Raw genomic sequence first — 25,799 nt, forward strand, 5'->3', positions numbered from 1 at the left:
CCTCGTTCCGCCCACGCTCTGTAGGAAGTGACAGGCCGCCGCCTCTTACGCACCGGGCGACCGGGCTTTACTCTGATCACCACTCGCTGGTTACTCACGAGTTAAACAACGACCGCACTGAGCCAACCGCACTGAGACGGCCACACACTGTCGCGGGCCCCGGAGGATGTTGTGAGCGACACACAGACCCTGATCGACAACCGTCCGCCGTCCGTGGCGGCCCTCTTCCTGGAGCGCGTCGCGGCCACGCCGGACGCGGAGGCGTACCGCTACCCGGTGCCCGCCACCTCGGGCGAGGGGCCGGACGACTGGAAGTCGCTGAGCTGGGCGCAGGCGGCCGACCGGGTGTACGCGATCGCGGCCGGCCTGATCGAGCTGGGCGTGCGGCCGGAGCAGCGCGTCGCGCTCGCCTCCTCCACCCGCGTCGAGTGGATCCTCGCCGACCTCGGCATCATGTGCGCCGGTGCCGCGACGACGACCGTGTATCCGCAGACCAAGGCGGACGAGTCGGCCTTCATCCTCTCCGACTCCGAGAGCAGGGTGCTGATCGCGGAGGACGCGGATCAGCTCGCCAAGGCGCGTGAGAGGCGTGCCGAGCTCCCCGAGCTCACCCACGTCGTGGTCATCGACTCCACAGGTGTCGAGACCCGCGACGACGAGGGCGACTGGGTGCTCAGCCTCGCCGAGCTGGAGCAGCGGGGTGCCGCGTACCTGGAGAAGAACCCCGACCTGGTCAAGGAGAAGGTCGGGGCGATCACCAGGGACCAGCTCGCGACCCTCATCTACACCTCCGGCACCACGGGCCGCCCCAAGGGCGTCCGGCTGCCGCACGACAACTGGTCGTACATGGCGAAGGCCATCGCCGCGACCGGCCTGGTCGGCAAGGAGGACGTCCAGTACCTCTGGCTGCCGCTCGCCCACGTCTTCGGCAAGGTCCTCACGTCCGGCCAGATCGAGGTCGGGCACGTCACCGCAGTCGACGGCCGCGTGGACAAGATCATCGAGAACCTGCCGGTCGTGCAGCCGACGTACATGGCCGCGGTGCCGCGCATCTTCGAGAAGGTCTACAACGGGGTCGCGGCCAAGGCCCGCGCCGCCGGCGGCGCCAAGTACAAGATCTTCCAGTGGGCGGCCGGGGTCTCCCGCGAGTACGCGAAGACCACGCAGGACAACTTCCGCCGTACCGGTGTCGCCTCGGCGCCCTTCGGTCTCTCCGCCAAGCACAAGGTCGCGGACGCGCTCGTCTTCTCCAAGATCCGCGAGGCCTTCGGCGGCAACCTCCGCGCCTGTGTCTCCGGCAGCGCCGCGCTCGCGCCCGACATCGGCTACTTCTTCGCGGGCGCCGGCATCCACATCCTGGAGGGGTACGGACTCACGGAGTCGTCCGCGGCCTCCTTCGTGAACCCGGGTGAGGCGTACCGCACGGGCACGGTCGGCAAGCCGGTGCCCGGCACCGAGGTGCGTATCGCGGACGACGGCGAGATCCTGCTGCGCGGTCCCGGGATCATGGAGGGCTACCACGGTCTGCCCGAGAAGACCGCGGAGGTCCTGGAGTCCGACGGCTGGTTCCACACCGGCGACATCGGTGAGCTGTCCCCGGACGGCTACCTGCGCATCACCGACCGCAAGAAGGACCTGATCAAGACGTCGGGCGGCAAGTACATCTCGCCCGCCGAGGTCGAGGGCCAGTTCAAGGCCGTCTGCCCGTACGTCTCCAACATCCTCGTGCACGGCGCCGACCGGAACTTCTGCACCGCGCTCATCGCCCTCGACGAGCCGTCCATCCTCGGCTGGGCCGCGGACAACGGCCTGTCGGGCAGGTCGTACGCCGAGGTCGTCGCCGCCCCCGCGACGGTCGAGCTGATCGACGGTCACGTCAAAACGCTCAACGAGGGTCTCCAGCGCTGGCAGACCATCAAGAAGTTCAAGCTGCTCCCGCGTGACCTCGACATCGAGCACGGCGAGCTCACCCCGAGCCTCAAGCTGAAGCGCCCGGTCGTGGAGCGGGAGTACAAGTACCTGATCGACGAGATGTACGCGGGTTCGCGCGAGGCGTAGCCGTATCCGCGGGGCGCTCCCGCGGCGGCGTGAACGGGGGCGGGGTCACAGACCTCGCCCCCTCCGCATGTCGCGCAGCTGGTCCTCCATGTGACGTATGTGGTGGCGCAGTTCGAGGGTGTCGTCGAGGCCGTCGGCCGATATGTGGGTCTCCATCGCGTGCAGACGGTCGGCGAGTTCGTCGAACTGCGCCTGCTCGTGGGCGAGCATCCGCTCCAACTGCCGGTTCTTGCGGTGCAGATCGAGGAAGACGCTCACCTTGGCGCGCAGCACCCAGGGGTCGAACGGCTTGGTGAGATAGTCGGCGGCTCCGGTGGCGTACCCGCGGAACGCGTACCCGGCGTCGGAGTCCGTGCCGGTCAGGAAGATGATCGGTACGTCCTTGGTCTGGTCGAGCCGCTTGATGTTCGCGGCGGTTTCGAAACCGTCCATGCCCGGCATCCGGATGTCGAGCAGGACGACCGCGAACCGCTGCCGCAGCAGGGCCTTCATCGCCTCCTCGCCGGAACGGGCCCGTACGAGCGGCTCGTTGAGGGACCCCAGGACGGCCTCCAGCGCGATCAGGTTGTCCTCCATGTCGTCCACGAGGAGGATGCTGGCGCGCTCGTCGGTCGATGCCTCAGTGCTCATGGTGATCGCTTGCCTGCCTCATTCGTTCGTCGGCGGGAGCCGGCTCCTCCGAGGGGCCGGCCCCCGCGATGACGGATCCGGCGGAATCCTCCCGCTCCGTGCCGTCCGCGCGCCCGGGGTCCAGGAGTGCGCAGACGACGGTCAGCAGCTGGTCGACGTCCACCGGCTTGGGTACGTAGTCGTTCGCACCGCGCGCGATGGACTTCTCACGGTCGCCCGGCATCGCCTTGGCGGTGAGGGCGACGATGGGAAGTCCGGTCCAGCGCGGGGTGCGGCGGATGGCGGAGATGGTCTCGTAACCATCCATCTCCGGCATCATGATGTCCATCAGGACGAGCTCGACGTCCGGATTGCGCTCCAGGGTCTCGATGCCCTCGCGGCCGTTCTCCGCGTACAGGACGGGCATCCCGACCCGGCCCAGCACGTGGGTGAGCGCGAAGACGTTACGGATGTCGTCGTCCACGATCAGCACCCGCCGCCCGGGCAGGACCTGGCCCGCACGACCCGACGTCCACGCCTCCAGTTTGGTGGGCGCGGGCCAGCTGTCGTCCTGGTCGTGGACGGTGAACGGCTCGGTGGACAACTGTCCGGGCACGGACAGGGACCGGTCCTCGGCGCCCGGTGCGGTCGGCGAGTGCCCGGGGCTGACGACAGGCACGTACAGCGTGAAGGCGGAACCCTGGCCCGGCACGCTCTCGGCGATGATCCGGCCGCCCAGCAGGCCCGCGATCTCCCGGCTGATGGACAGGCCGAGGCCCGTGCCGCCGTACTTGCGGTTCGTCGTGCCGTCGGCCTGCTGGAACGCCTCGAAGATCACCGGGAGCTTCTCCGGGGCGATGCCGATGCCGGTGTCGGAGACCGCGAAGGCGATCACGTCGTCGCCGAGCTCCGGCGTGAACCGGGACCCGGGATCCCTGACCCGGTTGACGCGCAGCTCCACCCGGCCCGACGCGGTGAACTTGATCGCGTTGGAGAGCAGGTTGCGCAGGATCTGCTGGAGCCGCTGCTCGTCCGAGTACATCTCGCGCGGTACGTCCTCGCCGACCGTCACCTCGAAGGCCAGCCCCCGGTCGATGGTGAGCGGCCGGAACGTGGCGTGCACGTAGTCGAGCAGCTTGATCAGCGGCAGCTTCTTGGGGCGTACGTCCATCCGGCCGGCCTCGATCTTCGACAGGTCGAGGATGTCGTTGATGAGCTGGAGGAGGTCCGACCCCGACCGGTGGATCGTCGACGCGAACTGCACCTCCTGGTCCGACAGATGGCCGTCCGGGTTGTCGGAGAGCAGCCGGGCGAGGATCAGCAGCGAGTTGAGCGGTGTGCGCAGCTCGTGCGACATGTTCGCCAGGAACTCCGACTTGTACTGCGACGAGGTCGCCAGCAGTGCTGCTTTCTCCTCCAGTTCGGCGTTCGAGCGCTGCAACTCCGCCTGCTGCGACTGGAGTTCGTCGGAGCGGTCCTGGAGCTGGATGGCCAGCCGCTGGGACTCGCCGAGCAGGGACTCCGTACGGGAGTTGGCGATGATGGTGTTGATCGCGACGCCGATGGTGTTCACGAACTGGTCGAAGAACGCCAGGTGGACGTCGGAGAAGCGGGAGAACGAGGCGAGCTCGATCACCCCGAGCAGCTTGTCCTCGAAAAGGATCGGGATGATGACGACGCTCGCGGGAGCCGCCTCGCCCAGACCGCTGTTGATCTTGATGTAGTCCGGCGGGGCCTCCTCCACCAGGATCCGCTTCTTCTCGCGCGCGGCCTGCCGTACGAGCCCGTGCACCGGCATGCTGACCGTGTCGACCGTCGCGCTCTGTGCCGAACCGTACCCGGCGATGAAGGCGAGTCCCCTGATGGGAAGGGCTGTTTGCAGAGTGGCCTTGTCCATTTCCGGGTCGGCGAGGAAGAAGGCGCCGTACTGCGCGTTCACCAGCGGGGTCAGCTCGCGCAGGATCAGGTCCGCGACCTCCATCAGGTCCCGGTGGCCCTGCATGAGGGCCGCGAGGCGGGCGAGGTTCGACTCCAGCCAGTCCTTGGCGCGGGTGGTCTCGCGGAGGTTGGCCACCATCAGGTTGATGTTGTCCTTGAGCTCGTCGACCTCACCCTGGGTCTCCACCGTGATGGAGCGGGACATGTCGCCCTGGGCCACCGCGGATGCCACCTCGGCGATCGCGCGGACCTGGGTGGTGAGGTTGGACGCCAGCTCGTTGACGTTCGTCGTCAGGCGCTTCCAGGTGCCGTACACGCCCTCGACCTGCGCCTGGCCGCCCAGTTGGCCTTCGGAACCCACCTCACGGGCCACCCGGGTGACCTCGGACGAGAAGGACGACAGGGTGTCCACCATGGTGTTGATGGTGGTCTTCAACTCCAGGATCTCGCCGCGCGCGTCCACGTCGATCTTCTTCGACAGGTCGCCCTGGGCCACCGCGGTGGCGACCTGTGCGATGTTGCGGACCTGTGAAGTCAGGTTGTCCGCCATGTAGTTGACGTTGTCGGTGAGATCCCGCCACACCCCGGAGACACCCAGCACCTGGGCCCGGCCGCCGAGGCGGCCGTCCGTGCCGACCTCGCGGGCCACCCGTGTCACCTCGTCGGCGAAGGCGCGCAGCTGCTCCACCATGGTGTTGACGGTGTCCTTCAGTTCCAGGATCTCGCCGCGCGCGTCGACGGTGATCTTCTTGGAGAGGTTGCCGTTGGCGACGGCCGTCGTCACCTGGGCGATGTTGCGCACCTGCGAGGTCAGGTTCAGGGCCATGAAGTTGACGTTGTCGATGAGGTCCTTCCAGACGCCGGAGACGCCGCGGACCTGGGCCTGACCGCCGAGGTTTCCCTCGGTGCCGACCTCGCGGGCCACGCGGGTGACCTCGTCGGCGAAGGCGGAGAGCTGGTCGACCATGGTGTTGATCGTCGACTTCAGCTCCAGGATCTCCCCCTTCGCCTCCACGGTGATCTTCTTGCCGAGGTCGCCCTGGGCCACGGCGGTGGAGACCAGAGCGATGTTGCGGACCTGTGAAGTCAGGTTGTCCGCCATGAAGTTGACGTTGTCGGTGAGGTCCTTCCAGACGCCGGAGACGCCGCGGACCTGGGCCCGGCCGCCGAGGTTTCCCTCGGTGCCGACCTCGCGGGCCACGCGGGTGACCTCGTCGGCGAAGGCGGAGAGCTGGTCGACCATGGTGTTGATCGTCGACTTCAGCTCCAGGATCTCACCCTGGGCGTCGACGGTGATCTTCTGGCTCAGGTCGCCGTTCGCGACGGCCGTCGTCACCTGGGCGATGTTGCGGACCTGCGAGGTCAGGTTCGACGCCATGAAGTTGACGTTGTCGGTGAGGTCCTTCCAGACCCCGGACACGCCACGCACCTGGGCCCGGCCGCCGAGGCGGCCCTCGGTGCCGACCTCGCGGGCCACCCGCGTCACCTCGTCGGCGAAGGCGGAGAGCTGGTCGACCATCGTGTTCACGGTCAGCTTCAGTTCGAGCAGCTCGCCGGTCGCCTCGACCGTCACCGTGCGGGTCAGGTCGCCGCGCGCCACCGCCGTGGTGACCAGGGCGATGTCACGGACCTGGGCGGTCAGCCGGGACGCCATCGTGTTGACCGCCTCGGTCACGTCCCGCCAGCTTCCCGACAGGCCCGTCACCTTGGCACGGCCGCCGAGGCGGCCCTCCGTGCCGACCTCGCGCGCCACCCGGGTCACCTCGCCCGTGAACAGGGACAGCTGGTCGACCATCTTGTTGACGGCCCGGCCCAACCGGCGCAGATCACCCCGGAGTTGACGGTTCCCGTCGTGCAGGTCGACCCGCTGCGTCAGGTCGCCGCCCGCCACCGCGTCCAGAACGCGCGTCGCGTTGGCGGCGGGCGCCACCAGCGCGTCGAGCAGCTGGTTCACGTCGTTGATCCGGGTCGTCCAGTGGCCCTGGCCCGGGCTCGCGGAGAGCCGCTCGTCCAGCCGGCCGTGGCGCACGATCTCCCGGCGGACCCGCTGGGCCTCCGCGTTGAAGTGCAGACTCCGGTCCAGGATCTGGTTGAACACCGTGCTCAGCTCGGCCACCATGCCGTGCCCCGTCTCGGGCACCTTGCTGAAGTCACCGTCCCGGGCGGCGGTCATGGCGGCGAGCAGCTGACGCAGATCCGATGCCCGGATCCGTCCGTCTCCGGGCACATGCGTAGCACTGTTCTCACTCATGGTGGCCCACTTCGGTAACTCGGTGCTTATGGGCGCGGCCAGTCTGTCACTCTGTCCGCATCGCCTGAGGCGTAATCGTCCGAACTGCTCAGGGAGCCGCACAGTGGGCGCCATACCGACGCAACGGGAGTTCCTGCCCCGTGCTCCTGGAGCCGCGATGCGCCCGCACACGGCGGCGCGCACGTCGTTACCGGGCAATCCTCTCGCGCCGGGCGCGGCCCGCAGGTTCGTCCGCGCCGCGCTCGCGGACTGGACCGAACTGGCTCTGCCTGGCGCTGAGTTGCTCACCGATCGGCTCGTCGGTGACGCCATGGTGGTCGTCAGTGAACTCGTGACGAACGCCGTCGTGCACGCCGGCACGGACGTGGAGCTGCTGTGCCGGCTCGACAACTGCACGGAGGGCTGCCCGGTGGCTGTCCCGGGAGGCACGGCCCCCGCCTCTCCGGGACCGGCGGCCGTCCCGGCGGCCCGAACGGCAGCCTCCCGCAACGGAGCAGGCGGCGCGGACGGTACGGGCACCGCGAACGGGAGGGGCACCGCGAACGGGGCCGGTCCCACACACCCCGCAGGCCCCCGGCACATGCCGGTTTCCGAGGGCGGGCCCGGCGCGGGCGCCCTCGTCATAGAGGTATCCGACCACCACCCCGCACGCGTCGTCCGCGACGACGGCGCCGAGCAGCCGCACGACACCGTCGAGTACGGTCGCGGCCTGCGCCTCGTCTCCGCGCTCGCCGACGCCTGGGGCATCACCTACCGCACCGGCGTCAAGACGGTGTGGGCGCGGCTGTCCGTCGAGGGGGTCGCGGCCGCCGAGGAGGCGGAGGCCTACGCGGGCGAGCACGCCCTGCGGCGCGGGCAGCGGGCCTCCGAGATCCTCGCCCCCGCGCCCCGGCGCAGCGTGCAGGACCAGGAGTGGCTCAACCGCGGCGCCCTGTCCTTCCTCGCCGAGGCCTCCGACCTGCTCGGCGGGCAGCTCGACGAGGACCTGGTCGCCGCGCTCACCGGGCAGCTGCTCGTGCCGCGGCTCGCCGACTGGTGCGCGGTGTGGCTGGAGGACGAGACGCCGGGCCGCTCCGACGGGGGCGCCGCCGGAGCGCCGCGGCTCGCCCGTGTCTGGCACGGCAGCGAGAACCGCATGGAGGAACTGCGCCGGTTCCTGGAGAAGGACCCGCCCGAGCTGCCCGAATCGGCGAGCTCCGGGCCCGTACCCGTGCCGTGGCCCGCCGAGGCGCTGGGCGTGGGGGCGGACGACGGATCGGCCCTCGCCTACCGGCTGGTCGCGGGCGGCAGACCGCTGGGCACCCTCGTCATCGGGCGGGCGGGCCTGGTCCGCTTCCCCGACGAGATCACGGGGCTCGTCGAGGACCTCAGCCGCCGTGTCGCGCTCGCCATCGGAGCGGCCCGGCAGTACGCGCGCCAGGCCACCATCAGCCGCGTACTGCAGCGCGGGCTGCTGCCCGGCGCGGTCGCCGAGATCCCCGGTGTGCGCAGCGCCCTCGTCTACGAGCCGTGCGACAAGGGCGGACCGAGCGGGGACTTCTACGACCTCTTCCCCGCCGGTGACGGACGCTGGTGCTTCGCCCTCGGCGACGTACAGGGCAAGGGGCCCGAGGCGGCCGTCGTCATCGGCCTCGCCCGGCCCTGGCTGCGGCTGCTGGCCCGCGAGGGCTACGAGGTGCCCGAGGTCCTCGACCGGCTCAACCAGCTCCTCCTCGACGACGCCACCGAGACCGCGGACGCGGCGGCCCGCGCCCTGGTCGCGGCGGGCGGCCGGGGGCTTGCGGGCGAGGGACCGCAGACCCGCTTCCTCTCCCTCCTCTACGGCGAGCTCGTACCCGTCGAGGGCGGCGGGGTGCTGTGCACGGTGGCCTCCGCGGGGCACCCGCTGCCCCTGCTCCTGGAGCCCTGCGGGAAGGTCGCCGAGATGGCCCAGCCGCAGACGCTCCTCGGCGTCTTCGAGGACGCCGGCTACCGCTGCGGGACCTTCGAGCTGCGGCGGGGCGACAGCCTCCTCTGCGTCACGGACGGCGTGACGGAGCGGCGCAACGGACACCGGCAGTTCGACGACGACGAGGGACTCGCGGCCGCCCTCGCCGGATGCGCGGGCCTGAGCGCCGAGCTGATCGCCGAGCGCATCCGACGGCTGGTCCACGAGTTCGGCGGGAAGCCGCCCGAGGACGACCTGGCCCTGCTGGTGCTGCAGGCGGAGTAGGCACAGCCGTCCGTACGGGACAATGGAAGACATGCCTTCCGCACTTCCCGACGGCGAGCCCGTCCCCGACGACGGGGCGCTGCCCGCGCACGCCCTGGCCGGCGCGGCCGACCGTCCGCTCGGGTTCTACCTCCACGTCCCGTACTGCGCGACCCGCTGCGGCTACTGCGATTTCAACACGTACACGGCGACGGAGCTGCGGAGCTCGGGGGGCGTGCTGGCCTCCCGCGACAACTACGCCTCGATGCTGACCGACGAGGTCCGGCTGGCCCGCAAGACCCTCGGCGACGATCCGCGGCCCGTCCGCACGGTCTTCGTCGGCGGCGGTACACCCACGCTGCTGGCCGCCGACGATCTCGTACGGATGCTGGGGGCGATCCGGGACGAGTTCGGGCTCGCGGACGACGCGGAGATCACGACCGAGGCGAACCCCGAGTCCGTGGACCCGGCCTACCTGGCCACCCTGAGGGCCGGCGGCTTCAACCGGATCTCCTTCGGCATGCAGAGCGCGCGGCAGCACGTGCTGAAGGTGCTGGACCGCACCCACACCCCCGGCCGGCCCGAGGCCTGCGTCGCCGAGGCCCGCGCGGCAGGCTTCGACCACGTCAACCTCGACCTCATCTACGGCACCCCCGGGGAGAGCGACGACGACTGGCGGGCCTCGCTCGACGCGGCGATCGGTGCCGGGCCCGACCATGTCTCGGCGTACGCGCTGATCGTCGAGGAGGGCACGCAGCTCGCGCGCCGCATCCGGCGCGGCGAGGTTCCGATGACGGACGACGACGTCCACGCGGACCGGTACCTGATCGCGGAGGACCGCCTCTCCGCGGCGGGTTTCTCCTGGTACGAGGTCTCCAACTGGGCCACGTCGCAGAGCGGCCGCTGCCTCCACAACGAGCTGTACTGGCGCGGGGCCGACTGGTGGGGGGCCGGACCCGGCGCCCACAGCCATGTGGGCGGAGTGCGGTGGTGGAACGTCAAGCATCCGGGGGCGTACGCGGCGGCCCTCGCGGCGGGACGCTCGCCCGGGGCCGGGCGGGAACTCCTGTCGGACGAGGACCGGCGGGTGGAGCGCATCCTGCTGGAGCTCCGGCTCCGTGAAGGGGCTCCGCTGTCGCTGCTCCACGCGGACGGTCTCGCGGCTTCGCGGCGGGCGCTGTCCGACGGCCTGCTCCAGCCGGAGCCGTACGCGGCCGGGAGCGCGGTGCTCACCCTGCGGGGGCGGCTGCTCGCGGACGCGGTGGTGCGGGACCTGGTGGACTGAAGGGCTGCCCCCGCCTCCGCCGCTCCTGCCCTCCCGGACCCTTGGGGACTGCACCCCAGTCCCCCTCGTCGGCCTGAACGGCCTCGTCCGTGAACGCCGGACGGGCTGGATTCAGCCCCTCGCGACAGCGTGCCCCGGGGCGGTCACGAACTACTCCGGAGCCGTCACGAAGTCGATCAACTCCTCCACCCGGCCCAGGAGTTCCGGCTCCAGGTCTCGGTAGGAACGGACGGACCCGAGGATCCGCTCCCACGCCGCACCCGTGTTCTCCGGCCAGCGCAGAGCCCGGCAGACGCCCGTCTTCCAGTCCTGCCCGCGCGGCACCCGGGGCCACCCGGGGATGCCCACTGACGCGGGCTTCACGGCCTCCCAGACGTCGATGTACGGATGGCCCACGACCAGCGCGTGCTCGCTCGTCACGGCCTCCGCGATCCGCGACTCCTTCGAGCCGGGGACCAGGTGGTCCACGAGGACCCCCAGCCGCGCGTCCGGCCCCGGACCGAACTCCTCGACGATGGCGGGCAGGTCGTCGATGCCCTCCAGATACTCCACGACGACCCCCTCGATGCGCAGGTCGTCACCCCACACCCGCTCCACCAGCTCGGCGTCGTGGCGGCCCTCGACGTAGATGCGCCCCGCCCGGGCCACCCGGGCCCGCGCCCCCGGCACGGCGACGGACCCCGATGCCGTACGCGTGGGGCGTACCGGCCCGGCGGACGGGCGTACGAGCGTCACCACACGCCCCTCCAGCAGGAACCCTCGCGGCTCCAGCGGGAACACCCGGTGCTTGCCGAAGCGGTCCTCCAGTGTGACCGTGCCCGCCTCGCAGCGGATCACGGCACCGCAGAACCCGGTCCCGGGCTCCTCGACCACGAGTCCCGGCTCGGCCGCGACCTCGGGCACGGGCTTGGGCTTCTTCCACGGAGGGGTCAGGTCCGGTGAGTACTGGCGCATTCGGATGACGATAGGAGAAGGCCCCGGCCAGGTGCGCCGACCCCCCTCGCGACACGCCGGAAGGTCGCCTACGACACGCCGAAACGCCGTGCCAGCGCGTCCCGTTGGGCCCGGACGAACGCCGCGTCCACCACCGCCCCGTGCCCGGGCACGTACACCGCGTCCTCGCCCCCGAGGTCGAGCAGCCGGTCCAGGGCCGCGGGCCAGTGCGAAGGCACCGCGTCGGGGCCGGCCTGGGGCTCGCCCGACTCCTCGACCAGGTCACCGCAGAAGACGATCTCGGGGGAGTCCGTGCCGGGCCCCGCGGACACCAGTACGACCAGGTCATGGGCCGTGTGCCCCGGACCGACGTTCGCCAGCAGCACCTGCCGGCCCCCGCCCAGGTCGAGCGTCCACTCGCCGGAGACGAGGTGCCTCGGCCGGACGAGGAGGTCCGCCGCCCCGGCCGCCTCGTCCGGATCGGCGCCGTTGCGCACCGCGTCCGCGTACAACTCGTCCCGGCCGTCGGCGAGCACCCGCTCGAGACCCACCGCCCCGAACACCTCGACCCCCGCGAACGCCGACGCCCCGAAGACATGGTCGAAGTGCGGGTGCGTGAGCGCGAGATGCGTGATCCGTCCGCCGCCGAGCAGCCGTCGCGCCCGCGCCCGCAGCCGCGCACCCTCCCGCACACTCGATCCCGCGTCGATCATGAGCGCCGCGTCCTCGCCCACCACGAGCCCGACCGTGCAGTCCCAGACCGGCAGCCGGCACCGGCCCGCGTAGGCGGACAGCTCTTCCCATCCGGACTCTTCCCGCCCGGCCTCTTCCCAAGTCACCGTCATGCGCCGACGCTAACCCCATGTTCCCGACAGAGCGGGACAGCCCCGTACACGTCGCCGCGCCCGCAGCGCCCGTCGTCGCGACATCGCAGGCCCGCCCTTGCCCGGGTCGCACCAACCGGCCGTACACTTGGCCGGGGATGCTGGCACTCGCGCGCGCTGAGTGCCAGGCGAAGGCGATCGAAGGCCGGTCGACGACCGCGGGGAAATCAGCTGGAGGTGTGCGCGATGCTCAGTGAACGCAGGCTCGAAGTGCTGCGCGCCATCGTCCAGGACTACGTGGGCACGGAGGAGCCGGTCGGCTCCAAGGCGCTCACGGAGCGTCACCGGCTGGGTGTCTCACCGGCGACCGTCCGCAACGACATGGCGGTCCTGGAGGACGAGGGCTACATCGCCCAGCCGCACACCAGCGCCGGCCGCATCCCCACGGACAAGGGCTACCGGCTCTTCGTCGACAAGCTCGCGGGCGTCAAGCCGATGACCGCGCCGGAGCGGCGGGCGATCCACCACTTCCTGGACGGCGCCGTCGACCTCGACGACGTCGTGGGGCGGACCGTGCGGCTCCTCGCGCAGCTCACCCGGCAGGTCGCCGTCGTCCAGTACCCCTCGCTCACGCGCTCGACCGTGCGTCATGTGGAGCTGCTGTCGCTGGCCCCGGCCCGCGTCATGCTCGTACTGATCACGGACACCGGCCGCGTCGAGCAGCGCATGGTGGACTGCCCGGCCCCCTTCGGGGAGGCCTCTCTGGCGGACCTGCGCGCGCGGCTCAACAGCCGGGTCGCGGGCCGCCGTTTCGCGGACGTCCCGCAACTGGTGCAGGATCTCCCCGATGCTTTCGAGGCGGAGGACCGGGGTACGGTCGCGACGGTGCTCTCCACTCTCCTGGAGACACTCGTCGAGGAGACCGAGGAGCGGCTGATGATCGGCGGCACCGCCAATCTGACCCGCTTCGGACATGATTTTCCCCTCACCATCCGTCCGGTGCTGGAGGCGTTGGAGGAGCAGGTCGTGCTCCTCAAACTCCTGGGTGAGGTCAATGATTCGGGCATGGCCGTACGGATCGGTCACGAGAACGCCCATGAGGGACTCAACTCCACTTCGGTGGTCTCCGTCGGCTACGGTTCGGGCGGCGAAGCAGTGGCAAAACTCGGCGTGGTCGGACCGACGCGCATGGATTACCCCGGAACGATGGGAGCGGTACGAGCGGTGGCACGGTACGTAGGACAGATCCTGGCGGAGTCGTAAGTGGCCACGGACTACTACGCCGTACTCGGCGTGCGCCGCGACGCGTCCCAGGACGAGATCAAGAAGGCATTCCGGCGGCTCGCACGCGAGCTGCACCCGGACGTCAACCCCGATCCGAAGACGCAGGAGCGCTTCAAGGAGATCAACGCCGCGTACGAGGTGTTGTCGGACCCGCAGAAGAAGCAGGTCTACGACCTCGGCGGCGACCCGCTGTCCCAGGCGGGCGGCCAAGGCGCGGGCGGCTTCGGCGCCGGCGGCTTCGGGAACTTCTCGGACATCATGGACGCGTTCTTCGGTACGGCGTCGCAGCGGGGCCCGCGGTCGCGCACGCGGCGCGGCCAGGACGCGATGATCCGGCTGGAGGTCGAGCTCGACGAGGCGGCCTTCGGCACGACGAAGGACATCCAGGTCGACACGGCCGTCGTCTGCACCACCTGCAGTGGTGAGGGCGCGGCTCCCGGCACGTCCGCGCAGACCTGTGACATGTGCCGCGGTCGCGGCGAGGTGTCCCAGGTCACGCGGTCCTTCCTGGGCCAGGTCATGACGTCCCGGCCGTGTCCGCAGTGCCAGGGGTTCGGGACGGTCGTCCCGACGCCGTGCCCCGAGTGCGCGGGCGACGGGCGCGTCCGCTCGCGCCGGACCCTGACCGTGAAGATCCCCGCGGGTGTCGACAACGGCACCCGGATCCAGCTCGCGGGCGAGGGCGAGGTCGGCCCCGGTGGCGGCCCCGCCGGTGACCTGTACGTGGAGATCCACGAGCTGCCGCACAACATGTTCCAGCGGCGCGGCGACGACCTGCACTGCACGGTCACCATCCCGATGACCGCGGCGGCGCTGGGGACGAAGGTCCCGCTGGAGACGCTCGACGGGCTCGAAGAGGTCGACATCCGTCCGGGAACCCAGTCCGGGCAGTCGATCCCCCTGCACGGGCGCGGGGTCACGCACCTGCGCGGCGGCGGGCGGGGCGACCTCATCGTCCACGTCGAGGTCATGACGCCGACGAAGCTCGACCCCGAGCAGGAGCGCGTCCTGCGGGAGCTGGCCATCCTGCGGGGCGAGGAGCGGCCCACGGGGCAGTTCCAGCCGGGGCAGCAGGGATTGTTCTCCCGGCTGAAGGACGCCTTCAACGGCCGTACCTGAGCGGTGACCGCCGGGCTCGCCGCGGGATGATTCCTGTGGCTTATGCCCGGCGGAAGGCCGGATTCGGACTTGTACGGAGGACGTGACAACATGCCGTCATGTCCTCCGCGCTGACCGGTCTTTTCCCTCACCCGATCGTGCAGGCCCCCATGGCGGGCGGCGTCTCCGTGCCGCACCTCGCCGCGGCGGTGTCCGAGGCCGGGGGGCTCGGTTTTCTCGCCGCCGGGTACAAGACGGCCGATGGCATGTACCAGGACATCAAGCAGCTGCGGGGCATCACGAGCCGCCCGTTCGGCGTGAACCTGTTCATGCCGCAGCCCGAGTATGCCGACCCGGCCGCCGTCGAGGTGTACGCCCACCAGCTCGCCGGTGAGGCCTCCTGGTACCAGACCGAGCTGGGCGACCCCGACAGCGGACGCGACGACGGCTACGACGCCAAGCTCGCCGTCCTCCTCGACAACCCGGTGCCGGTCGTCTCCTTCCACTTCGGCTGCCCCACGCGCGACGTCCTGGACTCCCTGAGCCGGGCCGGCACGCTGACCCTGGTCACGGCGACCACCGCCGAGGAGGCGCAGGCCGTGCAGTGGGCGGGCGCCGACGCGGTGATCGTGCAGGGCGTCGAGGCCGGGGGCCACCAGGGCACCCACCGCGACAACGCGGAGACCGACGGCTCCGGCATCGGACTGCTCTCGCTCGTCGCGCAGGTCCGCGAGACCGTGCAGATCCCGATCGTCGCCGCCGGCGGCATCATGCGCGGCAGCCAGATCGCCGCCGCGCTCGCCGCCGGCGCGAACCTCGCCCAGCTGGGCACCGCCTTCCTCGCCACACCCGAGTCCGGCGCCCACGCCGTGCACAAGCAGGCACTGACCAACCCCCTCTTCGTACGCACGCAGCTGACGCGCGCGTTCTCCGGCCGGCCGGCGCGGGGGCTGATGAACCGTTTCATGCGCGAGCACGGGCCGTACGCGCCCGCCGCCTATCCCGAGATCCACCACCTCACCTCCGAGCTGCGCAAGGCGGCGGCCAAGGCGGGGGACGCGCAGGGGATGGCGCTGTGGGCCGGGCAGGGGCACCGGCTGGCCCGCGAGCTGCCCGCGGGGCAGCTGGTGGAGGTGCTGGCGGCCGAACTCGCCGCCGCCAAGACAGCGTTGTCTTCCCGGCCGGGCGGGGGTGTGGCCCGATGACCGCCCCGGTGTTCGTGGTCGACGTGGTGCCCGGCGGGCCCGAGTTCGTGCTCGACGGCCCCGAGGGACGGCACGCCGTGTCCGTGAAGCGGCTGCGGTCCGGCGAGGACGTGGTGCTCACCGACGGGGACGGCCACTGGGCGGAGGGCGTCGTCAAGGCGGCCGAGGGCAAGGACCGGCTCGTCGTGACGGACCTCCGGGTGCACGCGGAGCCCGTCCCGGCGCCCCGTATCACCGTCGTGCAGGCCCTGCCCAAGGGCGACCGCGGCGAACTCGCCGTCGAGACCATGACGGAGACCGGCGTCGACGGGATCGTCCCCTGGTCGGCGTCCCGCTGCATCACGCAGTGGAGGGGCGAGCGGGGCCTGAAGGCGCTCGGGAAGTGGCGGGCCACCGCCCGCGAGGCCGGCAAGCAGTCACGGCGCGTGCGTTTCCCGCGGGTCGCGGACGCGATGACGACCGGACAGGTTGCCGCGTTTCTCGCCACAGCGGACTTCGCGGCGGTGCTGCACGAGGACAGGGAGTACCCGGGCGAGCCGCTCGCGACGGTCGAACTCCCCTCCACCGGCGAGATCGTGCTCGTCGTCGGCCCCGAAGGCGGCGTGTCCCCCGAGGAGTTGGAGATGTTCGCGGCGGCCGGGGCGCGGACCTGCCGGCTGGGCCGCAGCGTGCTGCGCACATCGACCGCGGGGACGGCGGCGGTGGCACTGCTGCTGGGCCGCACGGGCCGCTGGTCCTGAACCTGAGGGGATGCCATGGAACTCGCACAAGTACGGCTGCTCGTATCGGACTTCCGCGCGTGTTACCGCTTCTACGCCGAAGTGCTGGGGCTCAAGGCCCAGTCGGGGGCGGCGGACGGCCCGTACGAGAAGTTCAGTCCCGCGACGGGGGCGGCGGGCATCGCCCTCCAGGACCGGGCGGCGATGGCCGAAGTCCTGGGAGAGCTGGGGGACTCGGCGACGGGGCACCGCTCTCTGGTGGTCCTGCGGGTCGACGACCTCGACGCGTACTGCGCGGCGGTGCTCGCGCGCGGAGCGGTCCTCCAGCGGGAGCCCGCCCAGCTGACCGACCGTATGCGTGTGGCGTACCTCAAGGATCCCGAGGGGAACCTGGTGGAACTGCAGGAGTGGCTGCTGCTGCGCGGCTGAGCGTGGCCGCATGCGGTCTATCGCCGGTCGGCGACCGGTGGCACGCTGCCGTCCATGGGGGCAATGAGGCGCAGGCGTGTAGGGCACCGCGGACCGGTGATGGCCGCGGCCGCGACGGCGGCCGTGTTCGCGCTGGTCGCGTGTGAACCGGGAAACGGCATGAGCACCGCCGCCGTGGCGATCACCACCGACCAGGCGGGCACCCGGGAGCTGGAGAGACAGGGCGTCGACGTGCAGTGGCTCACCTGCACGGCCTCGTACGGGGAGAAGGGCGCGACGGTGGGTGCCTCGCCGAGCGTGCGGAGCGTCGCGGTCGTCGACTGCCTGGGCGAGACCGGGGACGGGCGGGACATCACCATCAAGGGCAAGGTGACCCAGGAGGTCAACGGCACCTGCGTGCGGGGTGATCTCACCGCCGAGGTCGGCGGCAAGGAGTGGTTCCGCGCGGACGTGCTCGGCAACTGCAGGGCCGGCACGCCGCCCGCCGGCCAGCGGACGACTGCGCCGCCCCGGAAGCCGGGGGCGACCGTCACCGTCACCAGGACCGTGACCGAGTACCCGCACCCCTCGTGCTCCTGCTTCCAGGGGAAGTGACCGGCCCGCGGACGAACGGCCCGGGGAACGTGACCAACCCGGCGAAGTGATCGAAAGCTCTGGTCGCGGGAGAGACGGCTGCATAGGGTGATCGGGTGACACAGCCTGCATCCGCCGCATCTTCCGCGTATCTCCGGTACCCGCACCTGCACGGCGACTTGATCGCCTTCACCGCCGAGGACGACGTCTGGGTCGCGCCCCTCGACGGCGGCCGTGCCTGGCGGGTCAGTGCCGACAACGTCCCGGTGAACCATCCACGGATCTCCCCGGACGGGACGGCCGTCGCCTGGACGTCGACCCGCGACGGCGCCCCCGAGGTGCATGTCGCCTCCGTGGACGGCGGACCCGCCAAGCGCCTCACGCACTGGGGCAGTTGGAAGACCCAGGTGCGGGGCTGGACCCCGCAGGGGCAGGTGCTCGCGCTCAGCACGCACGGCGAGGCCAGCCTGCGCCGCAGCTGGGCCCGGGCCGTCCCGCTCGACGGCGGCCCCGCGACCACCCTTCCGTACGGGCCCGTCGGCGATGTGGCCTTCGGACCCGCGACCGTACTGCTGTCCGCGCCCATGGGACGCGAGGCCGCCTGGTGGAAGCGCTACCGGGGCGGCACGGCCGGAAAGCTGTGGATCGACCACGAGGGCGACGGGGAGTTCGTACGGCTCCACGCGGACCTGGACGGGAACCTGGAGTACCCGCTGTGGGTGGGGGAGAGGGTCGCTTTCCTCTCCGACCACGAGGGCGTGGGGGCCGTGTACTCGTCTCTCGCCGACGGCTCGGACCTGCGGCGGCACACGGGAGTCGAGGGCTTCTACGCCCGGCACGCCTCGACCGACGGGACGCGCGTCGTGTACGCGTCCGCCGGGGAGCTGTGGATTCTCGACGACCTCGACGGGGCCGAGCCGCGGCGGCTCGACGTCCGGCTCGGCGGACAGCGCGTCGACCTGCAGCCCCATCCCGTGAACGCGTCACGCTGGTTCGGGGCAGCCGCTCCCGACCACACCGGCCGCGGCAGCGCCGTCTCCGTGCGCGGGGCCGTCCACTGGATCACCCACCGCTCCGGTCCGGCCCGCGCGCTCGCCGCCGAACCGGGCGTACGGGCGAGGCTGCCCCGCACCTTCCGCGCCGACGGCGAGGAGCACGTGGTGTGGGCGACGGACGCGGAGGGCGACGACGCACTGGAGTTCGCCCCGGCGACGGGCATGGCACCGGGGGCGACCCCGCGCAGGCTCGCCGCCGGGCAGCTGGGGCGCGTGCTCGGGCTCGCCATGGCGCCCGACGGCAGCCGTGCCGCGGTCGCCTCGCACGACGGACGCGTGCTCCTCGTCGAGCGGGAGACCGGCGAGGTCCGCGAGGTCGACCGCAGCGAGGACGGCGAGGTCTCCGGGCTCGTCTTCTCACCCGACTCGGCCTGGCTCGCCTGGTCGCACCCCGGCCCGCGCCCGCTGCGCCAGCTCAAGCTCGCCAACGCCGCCGACCTGTCGGTGACCGAGGCGACCCCGCTGCGGTTCCGCGACTACGCGCCCGCGTTCACCCTCGACGGGAAGCACCTGGCGTTCCTGTCGGCACGGTCCTTCGACCCCGTCTACGACGAGCACGTCTTCGACCTCGCCTTCGTCGGCGGTTCGCGGCCGCATCTCATCACCCTCGCCGCGACCACCCCCTCGCCCTTCGGGCCGCAGCGGCACGGGCGGCCCTTCGAGGCGCCCGACAAGGACGAGACACCCGACAGCGAAGGCTCCCCGGCCACGCGGATCGACCTCGAAGGGCTCGGCGACCGCATCGTGCCCTTCCCCGTCGAGGCCGCCCGCTACACGGGCCTGAAGGCGGCCAAGGACGGCGTCCTGTGGCTGCGGCACCCGGTGCGCGGCGTGCTCGGCTCCTCCCGCGCCACCCCGGACGACCCGGACCCGAAGACCGACCTGGAGCGCTACGACCTCGCCCAGCAGCGCATCGAGCATCTCGCCTCGGACGCCGACGGCTTCATGGTCACCGGCGACGGCAAGCGGATCCTGCTGTGGACCGACGGCAAGCTCAAGGTCGTACCGAGCGACCGGCGCGCCTCGAACGACGACGAGAGCGACACCAACATCAGTGTCGACCTGTCGCGCATCCGCCAGACCGTCGACCCGGCCGCCGAATGGCGGCAGATGTACGACGAGACCGGCCGCCTCATGCGTGACAACTTCTGGCGCCCCGACCTCGGCGGCACCGACTGGGACGCCGTACTGGACCGCTACCGGCCCGTCCTCGAACGGGTCGCCACCCACGACGACCTGGTCGACCTGCTCTGGGAGGTGCAGGGAGAGCTCGGCACCTCGCACGCCTACGTCATGCCGCGCGGCGGCTACGGCGGCGGCGAGCGGCAGGGGCTGCTCGGGGCCGACCTCTCCCGTCACGAGGACGGCCCCCAGGGGGCGGCACTGTGGCGCATCGACCGCATCCTGCCGTCGGAGACGTCCGACCCCGACGCGCAGTCACCGCTCGCGGCGCCCGGGGTCGCCGTGCGTGCCGGGGACGCGATCGTGGCCGTCTCGGGGCGGCCCGTCGACCCGCTGACCGGTCCCGGACCGCTGCTCGTCGGCACGGCGGGCAAGCCCGTCGAGCTGACCGTCTCCCCGGCGGGCGGCGGCGATCCGCGGCACGCGGTGGTCGTGCCGATGTCCGACGAGGAGCCGCTGCGCTACCACGCGTGGGTCGCCGACCGGCGGGCCTACGTCCACGAGAAGTCCGGCGGACGGCTCGGATACCTCCATGTGCCCGACATGCAGGCGCCCGGCTGGGCGCAGATCCACCGCGACCTGCGGATCGAGGTGGCCCGGGAGGGCCTCGTCGTGGACGTCCGCGAGAACCGCGGCGGTCACACCTCGCAGCTGGTCATCGAGAAGCTCGCCCGGCGCATCGTCGGCTGGGACCTCGCGCGGGGCATGCGGCCCACCAGCTATCCGGAGGACGCGCCGCGCGGGCCCGTCGTCGCCGTCGCCAACGAGTTCTCCGGCTCCGACGGCGACATCGTCAACGCCGCCATCAAGGCGCTCGGCATCGGTCCCGTCGTCGGCACCCGCACCTGGGGCGGTGTCATCGGCATCGACAGCCGCTACCGGCTCGTCGACGGCACGCTCGTCACGCAGCCCAAGTACGCGTTCTGGCTGGAGGGTTACGAGTGGGGCGTGGAGAACCACGGCGTCGATCCGGACGTCGAGGTGGTCCAGGCCCCGCAGGATCACGCCGCCGGGCGGGACGTGCAGCTCGACGAGGCGATCCGGATCGCGCTGGCCGCGCTGGAGGAGAACCCGTCGAAGACGGCTCCTGTGCTGCCGGGGGCGTAGGCACCCCGGGCCGGGTGCCGCCGTCCTTGGGGGCTCTGCCCCCAAGCCCCCGTCCCCGTCCGGTACTTGCGGCACTTCGGGTGCGGGTGCGTGGGGGCCGGTCGCGCGGTTCCCCGCGCCCCTGACGGGGCGTGGATGTGGGCGTGTGTGGAGGGGTCGTGCCGTTCTCCGCGGCCCTTGTGCGGTGCTCGGTACCATGCCGGGGCAACGATCATCCAGCGTGAGGAGGCCGCGCATGGCAGGGGAACCGCAGGACGACTGTCTGTTCTGCAAGATCGTCGGGGGGAAGATCCCGGCGACCGTCGTCCGCGAGACCGACACGACCGTCGCCTTCCGGGACATCAGCCCGCAGGCACCCACTCATGTCCTGGTGATCCCCAGGGCCCACCACCGGGACGCCGCCTCCCTCGCCGCCGCGGAACCCGAGGTCCTCGCCGACGTCGTGCGGGAGGCCGGCGAGGTCGCCGCGGAGGAGAAGCTCGACAGCTACCGCATCGTCTTCAACACCGGCAGCGGAGCGGGCCAGACGGTCTTCCACGCGCACGCCCACGTGCTGGGCGGCCGCGGCATGCAGTGGCCCCCCGGATGACCGCACCACTCGGAAAGCGCGGCTAACTCGACGTGTCCGTACGTGAACTGGTGGTCCTGGGCACCGCCAGCCAGGTCCCCACCCGGCACCGCAACCACAACGGCTACCTGCTGCGCTGGGACGGCGAGGGCATCCTCTTCGACCCCGGCGAGGGCACGCAGCGGCAGATGCTGCGTGCCGGGGTCGCCGCGCACGACCTGCACCGGATCTGCGTCACGCACTTCCACGGCGACCACTCCCTCGGACTCGCCGGGGTGATCCAGCGGATCAACCTCGACCGCGTGCCGCACGAGATCAGCGCGCACTACCCGCGCTCCGGGCAGCGCTTCTTCGACCGGCTGCGGTACGCGACCGCCTACCGCGAGACGGTCTCGCTCACCGAGGCGCCGGCCGACTCCGACGGCGTCCTCGCGTCCACGGCGTCGTACACGCTGGAGGCCCGCAAGCTCTCCCACCCCGTCGAGTCGTACGGCTACCGGCTCGTCGAGCCCGACGGGCGCCGGATGCTGCCCGAACGGCTCGCCTCGTACGGGATCAGGGGCGCGGACGTGGGGCGGATCCAGCGGGAGGGGGCGCTGGGGGACGTCGTGCTCGACGACGTCAGCGAGGTGCGGCGCGGACAGCGGTTCGCGTTCGTCATGGACACCCGGCTGTGCGACGGGGTCCACGCGCTCGCGGAGGGCTGCGACCTGCTCGTCATCGAGTCGACGTTCCTGGACGAGGACGTGCAACTCGCGGTCGACCACGGGCATCTGACCGCAGGTCAGGCAGCAGAAGTGGCCCGGGACGCCGGTGTGCGGCATCTCGTGCTCACCCACTTCAGCCAGCGCTACTCCGAGCCCGAGGAGTTCGAGCGGCAGGCGCGGGCCGCCGGGTTCGAGGGGGAGCTGACGGTGGCACACGATCTGCAGAGGGTGCCGGTTCCGAAGCGTCGGTGAAACGCCCGTACCATGCTTCGATGCCCCTCCCCAAAGCTGAACTGCACCTCCATATCGAAGGCACTCTCGAACCCGAGCTGGCTTTCGCGCTGGCCGCCCGCAACGGGATCGCGCTGCCCTACGCCGATACGGAGGAGCTCCGCAAGGCGTACGAGTTCTCCGATCTGCAGTCGTTCCTCAACCTGTACTACGAGCTCATGGCGGTGCTCCGCACCGAGGACGACTTCGCGGACCTCGTCGACGCGTATCTCGCGCGCGCCGCCGCGCAGGGCGTGCGGCACGCGGAGATCTTCTTCGACCCCCAGGCGCACGTCTCACGGGGCGTCGGGATCGGGACCGTGGTGGAGGGGCTCGGGCGGGCGCTCGACCGGAGCGAGGCCGCGCACGGGATCTCCACCCGGCTGATCATGTGCTTCCTGCGGGACGAGTCCGCCGAGTCCGCGCTGGAGACCCTGGAGTCCGCGAAGCCGTATCTGGGCCGGATCATCGGCGTCGGACTCGACTCCGCCGAGGTCGGACACCCGCCGGCCAAGTTCCGCGAGGTGTACGAGGCCGCCGCCGCGCTCGGCCTGCGAAGGGTCGCCCACGCGGGCGAGGAGGGGCCGCCCGCGTACATCACCGAGGCGCTCGACGTGCTCGGCGTCGAGCGGATCGACCACGGGCTCCGGTGCATGGAGGACCCCGGCCTGGTGGCCCGGCTGGTGCGTGACCGGGTGCCGCTGACGGTGTGCCCCCTGTCCAACGTGCGGCTGCGGGCCGTCGACGTCCTGGCGGATCACCCGTTGCCCGCGATGCTCGACGCGGGACTGCTGTGCACGGTCAACTCGGACGACCCCGCGTACTTCGGCGGGTACGCCGGGGACAACTTCCGTGCGGTGCGGGAGGCGCTGGGACTGTCCCCGGAGCGGTTGCGCGAGCTCGCGCGGAACTCGTTCGTCGCGTCCTTCCTCGACGACGACGAGGAGCGGCGGAGCCGGTACATCGCCGAGGTGGAGGCGTACGAGTTCCCCTGACCGGGAGCCCGGAAAGACCGCGCAGTTCCCCGCACCCTCAGGTACCCAGGGGCGCGGGACCGTGACGATCCGCGGGCTCCGCCGCCTGGGCGCGACCGGCCACGCGGAGCCGCACGTCCCCGCCGACACGTCACCCTGAGCGCCCCGGCGGAGCGTCTGGTGCACACTGGCCTGAATCCGCACCACCGCATGGGAGCGCACAGTGACCGCGTCCAACGGGAAGGGACCGTACCGCCAGGCCCAGTTCGACCCCCTCGCCGAACTGCGCCGCTCCGACGACCCGCCCTGGGACGTCTACCTCACCGGGACCGTCTTCCTCGACATCATCTTCACCGGACTCGACTCCGCCCCCGTCCGCGGCACCGAGTCCTGGGCCCGCGGGATGGGCTCCAGCCCCGGCGGCGTCGCGAACATGGCGACCGCGCTGGCCAGGCTGGGCCTGCGGACGTCACTCGCGGCGGCCTTCGGGGACGACCACTACGGGGAGTACTGCTGGGACGCCCTGGAGCAGGGCGAGCACATCGACCTCTCCACGTCCCGCACCGCCCCCGGCTGGCACTCCCCGGTGACGGTCTCGATGGCGTACGAGGGCGAGCGCACCATGGTGAGCCATGGACACGAGCCGCCGCCGGAGGAGCCCGCCCCCGACTGCCCGCCCCGCGCGCGGGCGGCCGTCGCGTCGCTGACGCCCGGCACGCGCGCGCCCTGGATCGCCGGCGCCGCGAGCAAGGGCACCCGGATCTTCGCCGACGTCGGCTGGGACGACACGGGACGCTGGGACCTCGCGGGACTGCCCGACCTGCGGCACTGCGAGGCCTTCCTGCCGAACGCCGAGGAGGCCATGCGGTACACGGGCGCCTCGTGCCCCCGCGCGGCCGCGCACGCGCTCACCGGACACGTGCCGCTCGCCGTCGTCACTCTCGGTGCCGAGGGCGCGTACGCCGTGGACGGCCGGACCGGCGAGACCGCGGAGGTTCCGGCCATCGAGGTCGAGGCGATGGACCCGACCGGCGCCGGGGACGTCTTCGTCGCCGGGTTCGTGACGGGCACGCTGGCCGGCTGGCCCCTCGCCGACCGCCTGGCCTTCGCGGGCCTCACCGCGGCCCTGTCGGTCCAGGAGTTCGGCGGGTCCCTGTCCGCGCCCGGCTGGTCGGAGATCGCCGCGTGGTGGCGCCGCGTGCAGTCCTACGCCCACCAGGATCCCGCCGCGCTCGGCCGGTACGCCTTCCTGGAACCCCTGCTTCCGGAAACCACCCGGGCGTGGCCCCTGAGACGGGCCGTACCGACGATCGGATTCCGCAGTTCCGCATGACGTGACGCATGAGGCCACAGGTGCGGCGGAAAAGTCCTACGGCGTTGTCGGTGCCCCGACGTACTCTTGGAAGCACAAGGCTGCCGTAACCGGCAAGCGTGCCTCACGGAGGAGGATGAGCAGGCCTACAGAGCCGGCCCATGACGCAGACACCCACAGCACAGACCCCCGCCCAGGGGCAGGCGCGAGCGCAGTTCACCGTCCCGGCCAAGCACCCCATGGTGACCCTGCTGGGCTCCGGAGACGCCCTCCTGCGCGTGATCGAGAAGGCCTTCCCGGCGGCCGACATCCACGTCCGGGGCAATGAGATCAGCGCCGTCGGCGACGCCCGTGAAGTGGCCCTCGTCCAGCGCCTGTTCGACGAGATGATGCTGGTGCTCCGCACCGGACAGCCGATGACGGAGGACGCTGTGGAACGGTCGATCGCCATGCTGCGGGCGAGCGAGAACGGGGAGGGCGACGGCGAGGAGACCCCGGCCGAGGTCCTGACCCAGAACATCCTGTCCTCGCGCGGACGCACCATCCGCCCCAAGACGCTCAACCAGAAGCGGTACGTCGACGCCATCGACAAGCACACCATCGTCTTCGGCATCGGTCCGGCCGGTACGGGCAAGACCTACCTCGCCATGGCCAAGGCCGTGCAGGCCCTGCAGTCGAAGCAGGTCAACCGCATCATCCTGACCCGCCCGGCGGTCGAGGCCGGAGAGCGCCTGGGCTTCCTGCCCGGCACGCTCTACGAGAAGATCGACCCGTACCTGCGCCCGCTGTACGACGCGCTGCACGACATGCTGGACCCGGACTCGATTCCGAGGCTGATGGCGGCGGGGACCATTGAGGTGGCGCCGCTGGCGTACATGCGGGGCCGTACTCTCAATGACGCCTTCATCATCCTGGACGAGGCCCAGAACACGAGCCCCGAGCAGATGAAGATGTTCCTCACCCGGCTCGGCTTCGAATCGAAGATCGTGATCACCGGTGACGTGACGCAGGTCGACCTGCCGAGCGGCACGAAGTCCGGTCTGCGTCAGGTCCAGGACATCCTGGAGGGCCTCGACGACGTCCACTTCTCCCGGCTCACGTCCCACGATGTCGTACGGCACAAGCTGGTCGGCCGTATCGTCGACGCGTACGAGAAGTACGACAGCGAGAACGGTACGGAGAACGGCACCCACAAGGGCGCCCGTAACAAACGGAAGTAGACCAGCG

At 71.4% G+C, this 25,799-nt stretch carries 19 protein-coding genes; 15 read left to right on the top strand and 4 right to left on the bottom strand.

Features of this window, described 5'->3' with window-relative positions; all coding sequences use genetic code 11:
• Positions 1 to 171: 171 nt before the first annotated feature.
• Positions 172 to 2,058, top strand: a complete 1,887-nt coding sequence (locus tag O1Q96_RS08190; RefSeq protein WP_269247514.1) for an AMP-dependent synthetase/ligase — start codon at positions 172 to 174, stop codon at positions 2,056 to 2,058.
• A gap of 45 nt (positions 2,059 to 2,103) precedes the next feature.
• Here the strand turns inward: O1Q96_RS08190 and O1Q96_RS08195 are convergent, their stop codons facing one another.
• Both O1Q96_RS08195 and O1Q96_RS08200 read right to left on the bottom strand, forming a co-directional pair.
• Positions 2,104 to 2,688, bottom strand: a complete 585-nt coding sequence (locus tag O1Q96_RS08195; RefSeq protein WP_269247515.1) for a response regulator — start codon at positions 2,686 to 2,688, stop codon at positions 2,104 to 2,106.
• Positions 2,678 to 6,856: a HAMP domain-containing protein gene (locus O1Q96_RS08200; protein ID WP_269247516.1), complete on the bottom strand. Its 4,179-nt coding sequence runs from the start codon at positions 6,854 to 6,856 to the stop codon at positions 2,678 to 2,680. Before O1Q96_RS08200 ends, O1Q96_RS08195 begins: the two co-directional genes overlap by 11 nt.
• Positions 6,857 to 7,013: 157 nt before the next feature.
• Here O1Q96_RS08200 and O1Q96_RS08205 point away from each other — a divergent pair, with 157 nt between their 5' ends.
• The gene (locus O1Q96_RS08205; RefSeq protein ID WP_269253529.1) at positions 7,014 to 9,068 is read left to right on the top strand and encodes an ATP-binding SpoIIE family protein phosphatase; all 2,055 of its coding nucleotides are present in this window, start codon (positions 7,014 to 7,016) and stop codon (positions 9,066 to 9,068) included.
• A 31-nt stretch (positions 9,069 to 9,099) separates the two neighbouring features.
• Positions 9,100 to 10,332 (top strand): radical SAM family heme chaperone HemW, encoded by a 1,233-nt coding sequence (gene hemW, locus O1Q96_RS08210; RefSeq protein ID WP_269247517.1) that lies wholly within the window; start codon positions 9,100 to 9,102, stop codon positions 10,330 to 10,332.
• A gap of 150 nt (positions 10,333 to 10,482) precedes the next feature.
• On the opposite strand, the gene O1Q96_RS08215 is transcribed toward hemW, so the two are convergent.
• The gene (locus tag O1Q96_RS08215) at positions 10,483 to 11,286 is read right to left on the bottom strand and encodes a DUF3097 domain-containing protein (protein WP_269247518.1); all 804 of its coding nucleotides are present in this window, start codon (positions 11,284 to 11,286) and stop codon (positions 10,483 to 10,485) included.
• A gap of 68 nt (positions 11,287 to 11,354) precedes the next feature.
• A complete protein-coding gene (locus tag O1Q96_RS08220) occupies positions 11,355 to 12,110 on the bottom strand; it encodes an MBL fold metallo-hydrolase (RefSeq protein ID WP_269247519.1) in 756 nt (251 codons plus the stop codon).
• A gap of 225 nt (positions 12,111 to 12,335) precedes the next feature.
• Here O1Q96_RS08220 and hrcA point away from each other — a divergent pair, with 225 nt between their 5' ends.
• From hrcA to O1Q96_RS08280, 12 genes are all read left to right on the top strand, one after another.
• Positions 12,336 to 13,352: a heat-inducible transcriptional repressor HrcA gene (hrcA, locus tag O1Q96_RS08225; RefSeq protein WP_217454499.1), complete on the top strand. Its 1,017-nt coding sequence runs from the start codon at positions 12,336 to 12,338 to the stop codon at positions 13,350 to 13,352.
• On the top strand, positions 13,353 to 14,492 hold the full coding sequence (gene dnaJ, locus O1Q96_RS08230; RefSeq protein WP_269247520.1) for a molecular chaperone DnaJ: 1,140 nt from the start codon (positions 13,353 to 13,355) through the stop codon (positions 14,490 to 14,492).
• A 98-nt stretch (positions 14,493 to 14,590) separates the two neighbouring features.
• Positions 14,591 to 15,676, top strand: coding sequence for a nitronate monooxygenase (locus O1Q96_RS08235; protein WP_269247521.1), 1,086 nt, complete (start codon positions 14,591 to 14,593; stop codon positions 15,674 to 15,676).
• Positions 15,673 to 16,416 (top strand): 16S rRNA (uracil(1498)-N(3))-methyltransferase, encoded by a 744-nt coding sequence (locus tag O1Q96_RS08240; RefSeq protein ID WP_269247522.1) that lies wholly within the window; start codon positions 15,673 to 15,675, stop codon positions 16,414 to 16,416. The genes O1Q96_RS08235 and O1Q96_RS08240 overlap by 4 nt, the downstream gene beginning before the upstream one ends.
• Positions 16,417 to 16,431: 15 nt before the next feature.
• Positions 16,432 to 16,824 (top strand): VOC family protein, encoded by a 393-nt coding sequence (locus O1Q96_RS08245; RefSeq protein WP_269247523.1) that lies wholly within the window; start codon positions 16,432 to 16,434, stop codon positions 16,822 to 16,824.
• Positions 16,825 to 16,983: 159 nt separating this feature from the next.
• Complete coding sequence (locus O1Q96_RS08250) at positions 16,984 to 17,418, top strand: hypothetical protein (RefSeq protein WP_419586526.1); 435 nt, start codon at positions 16,984 to 16,986, stop codon at positions 17,416 to 17,418.
• A 95-nt stretch (positions 17,419 to 17,513) separates the two neighbouring features.
• The gene (locus tag O1Q96_RS08255) at positions 17,514 to 20,741 is read left to right on the top strand and encodes a S41 family peptidase (RefSeq protein WP_269247524.1); all 3,228 of its coding nucleotides are present in this window, start codon (positions 17,514 to 17,516) and stop codon (positions 20,739 to 20,741) included.
• Positions 20,742 to 20,976: 235 nt separating this feature from the next.
• On the top strand, positions 20,977 to 21,330 hold the full coding sequence (locus tag O1Q96_RS08260) for a histidine triad nucleotide-binding protein (RefSeq protein WP_269247525.1): 354 nt from the start codon (positions 20,977 to 20,979) through the stop codon (positions 21,328 to 21,330).
• A 32-nt stretch (positions 21,331 to 21,362) separates the two neighbouring features.
• Positions 21,363 to 22,268, top strand: a complete 906-nt coding sequence (locus O1Q96_RS08265; RefSeq protein WP_269247526.1) for a ribonuclease Z — start codon at positions 21,363 to 21,365, stop codon at positions 22,266 to 22,268.
• A 20-nt stretch (positions 22,269 to 22,288) separates the two neighbouring features.
• A complete protein-coding gene (locus tag O1Q96_RS08270) occupies positions 22,289 to 23,281 on the top strand; it encodes an adenosine deaminase (RefSeq protein WP_269247527.1) in 993 nt (330 codons plus the stop codon).
• A 202-nt stretch (positions 23,282 to 23,483) separates the two neighbouring features.
• Complete coding sequence (locus tag O1Q96_RS08275) at positions 23,484 to 24,593, top strand: carbohydrate kinase family protein (protein WP_269247528.1); 1,110 nt, start codon at positions 23,484 to 23,486, stop codon at positions 24,591 to 24,593.
• Positions 24,594 to 24,733: 140 nt separating this feature from the next.
• Complete coding sequence (locus O1Q96_RS08280) at positions 24,734 to 25,792, top strand: PhoH family protein (protein WP_269247529.1); 1,059 nt, start codon at positions 24,734 to 24,736, stop codon at positions 25,790 to 25,792.
• Positions 25,793 to 25,799 lie beyond the last annotated feature (7 nt).

The organism is Streptomyces aurantiacus (assembly GCF_027107535.1).
Taxonomy (GTDB): Bacteria; Actinomycetota; Actinomycetes; order Streptomycetales; family Streptomycetaceae; genus Streptomyces.

Bases quoted from the DNA above. Each gene is read 5' to 3' on its own strand.
- hrcA (WP_217454499.1), top strand. From the start codon at position 12,336: ATGCTCAGTGAACGCAGGCTCGAAGTGCTGCGCGCCATCGTCCAGGAC.
- O1Q96_RS08235 (WP_269247521.1), top strand. From the start codon at position 14,591: ATGTCCTCCGCGCTGACCGGTCTTTTCCCTCACCCGATCGTGCAGGCC.
- O1Q96_RS08245 (WP_269247523.1), top strand. From the start codon at position 16,432: ATGGAACTCGCACAAGTACGGCTGCTCGTATCGGACTTCCGCGCGTGT.
- O1Q96_RS08250 (WP_419586526.1), top strand. From the start codon at position 16,984: ATGAGCACCGCCGCCGTGGCGATCACCACCGACCAGGCGGGCACCCGG.
- O1Q96_RS08240 (WP_269247522.1), top strand. From the start codon at position 15,673: ATGACCGCCCCGGTGTTCGTGGTCGACGTGGTGCCCGGCGGGCCCGAG.
- O1Q96_RS08280 (WP_269247529.1), top strand. From the start codon at position 24,734: ATGACGCAGACACCCACAGCACAGACCCCCGCCCAGGGGCAGGCGCGA.
- hemW (WP_269247517.1), top strand. From the start codon at position 9,100: ATGCCTTCCGCACTTCCCGACGGCGAGCCCGTCCCCGACGACGGGGCG.
- O1Q96_RS08205 (WP_269253529.1), top strand. From the start codon at position 7,014: ATGCGCCCGCACACGGCGGCGCGCACGTCGTTACCGGGCAATCCTCTC.
- O1Q96_RS08220 (WP_269247519.1), bottom strand. From the start codon at position 12,110: ATGACGGTGACTTGGGAAGAGGCCGGGCGGGAAGAGTCCGGATGGGAA.
- O1Q96_RS08195 (WP_269247515.1), bottom strand. From the start codon at position 2,688: ATGAGCACTGAGGCATCGACCGACGAGCGCGCCAGCATCCTCCTCGTG.
- O1Q96_RS08260 (WP_269247525.1), top strand. From the start codon at position 20,977: ATGGCAGGGGAACCGCAGGACGACTGTCTGTTCTGCAAGATCGTCGGG.
- O1Q96_RS08215 (WP_269247518.1), bottom strand. From the start codon at position 11,286: ATGCGCCAGTACTCACCGGACCTGACCCCTCCGTGGAAGAAGCCCAAG.
- O1Q96_RS08200 (WP_269247516.1), bottom strand. From the start codon at position 6,856: ATGAGTGAGAACAGTGCTACGCATGTGCCCGGAGACGGACGGATCCGG.
- O1Q96_RS08270 (WP_269247527.1), top strand. From the start codon at position 22,289: ATGCCCCTCCCCAAAGCTGAACTGCACCTCCATATCGAAGGCACTCTC.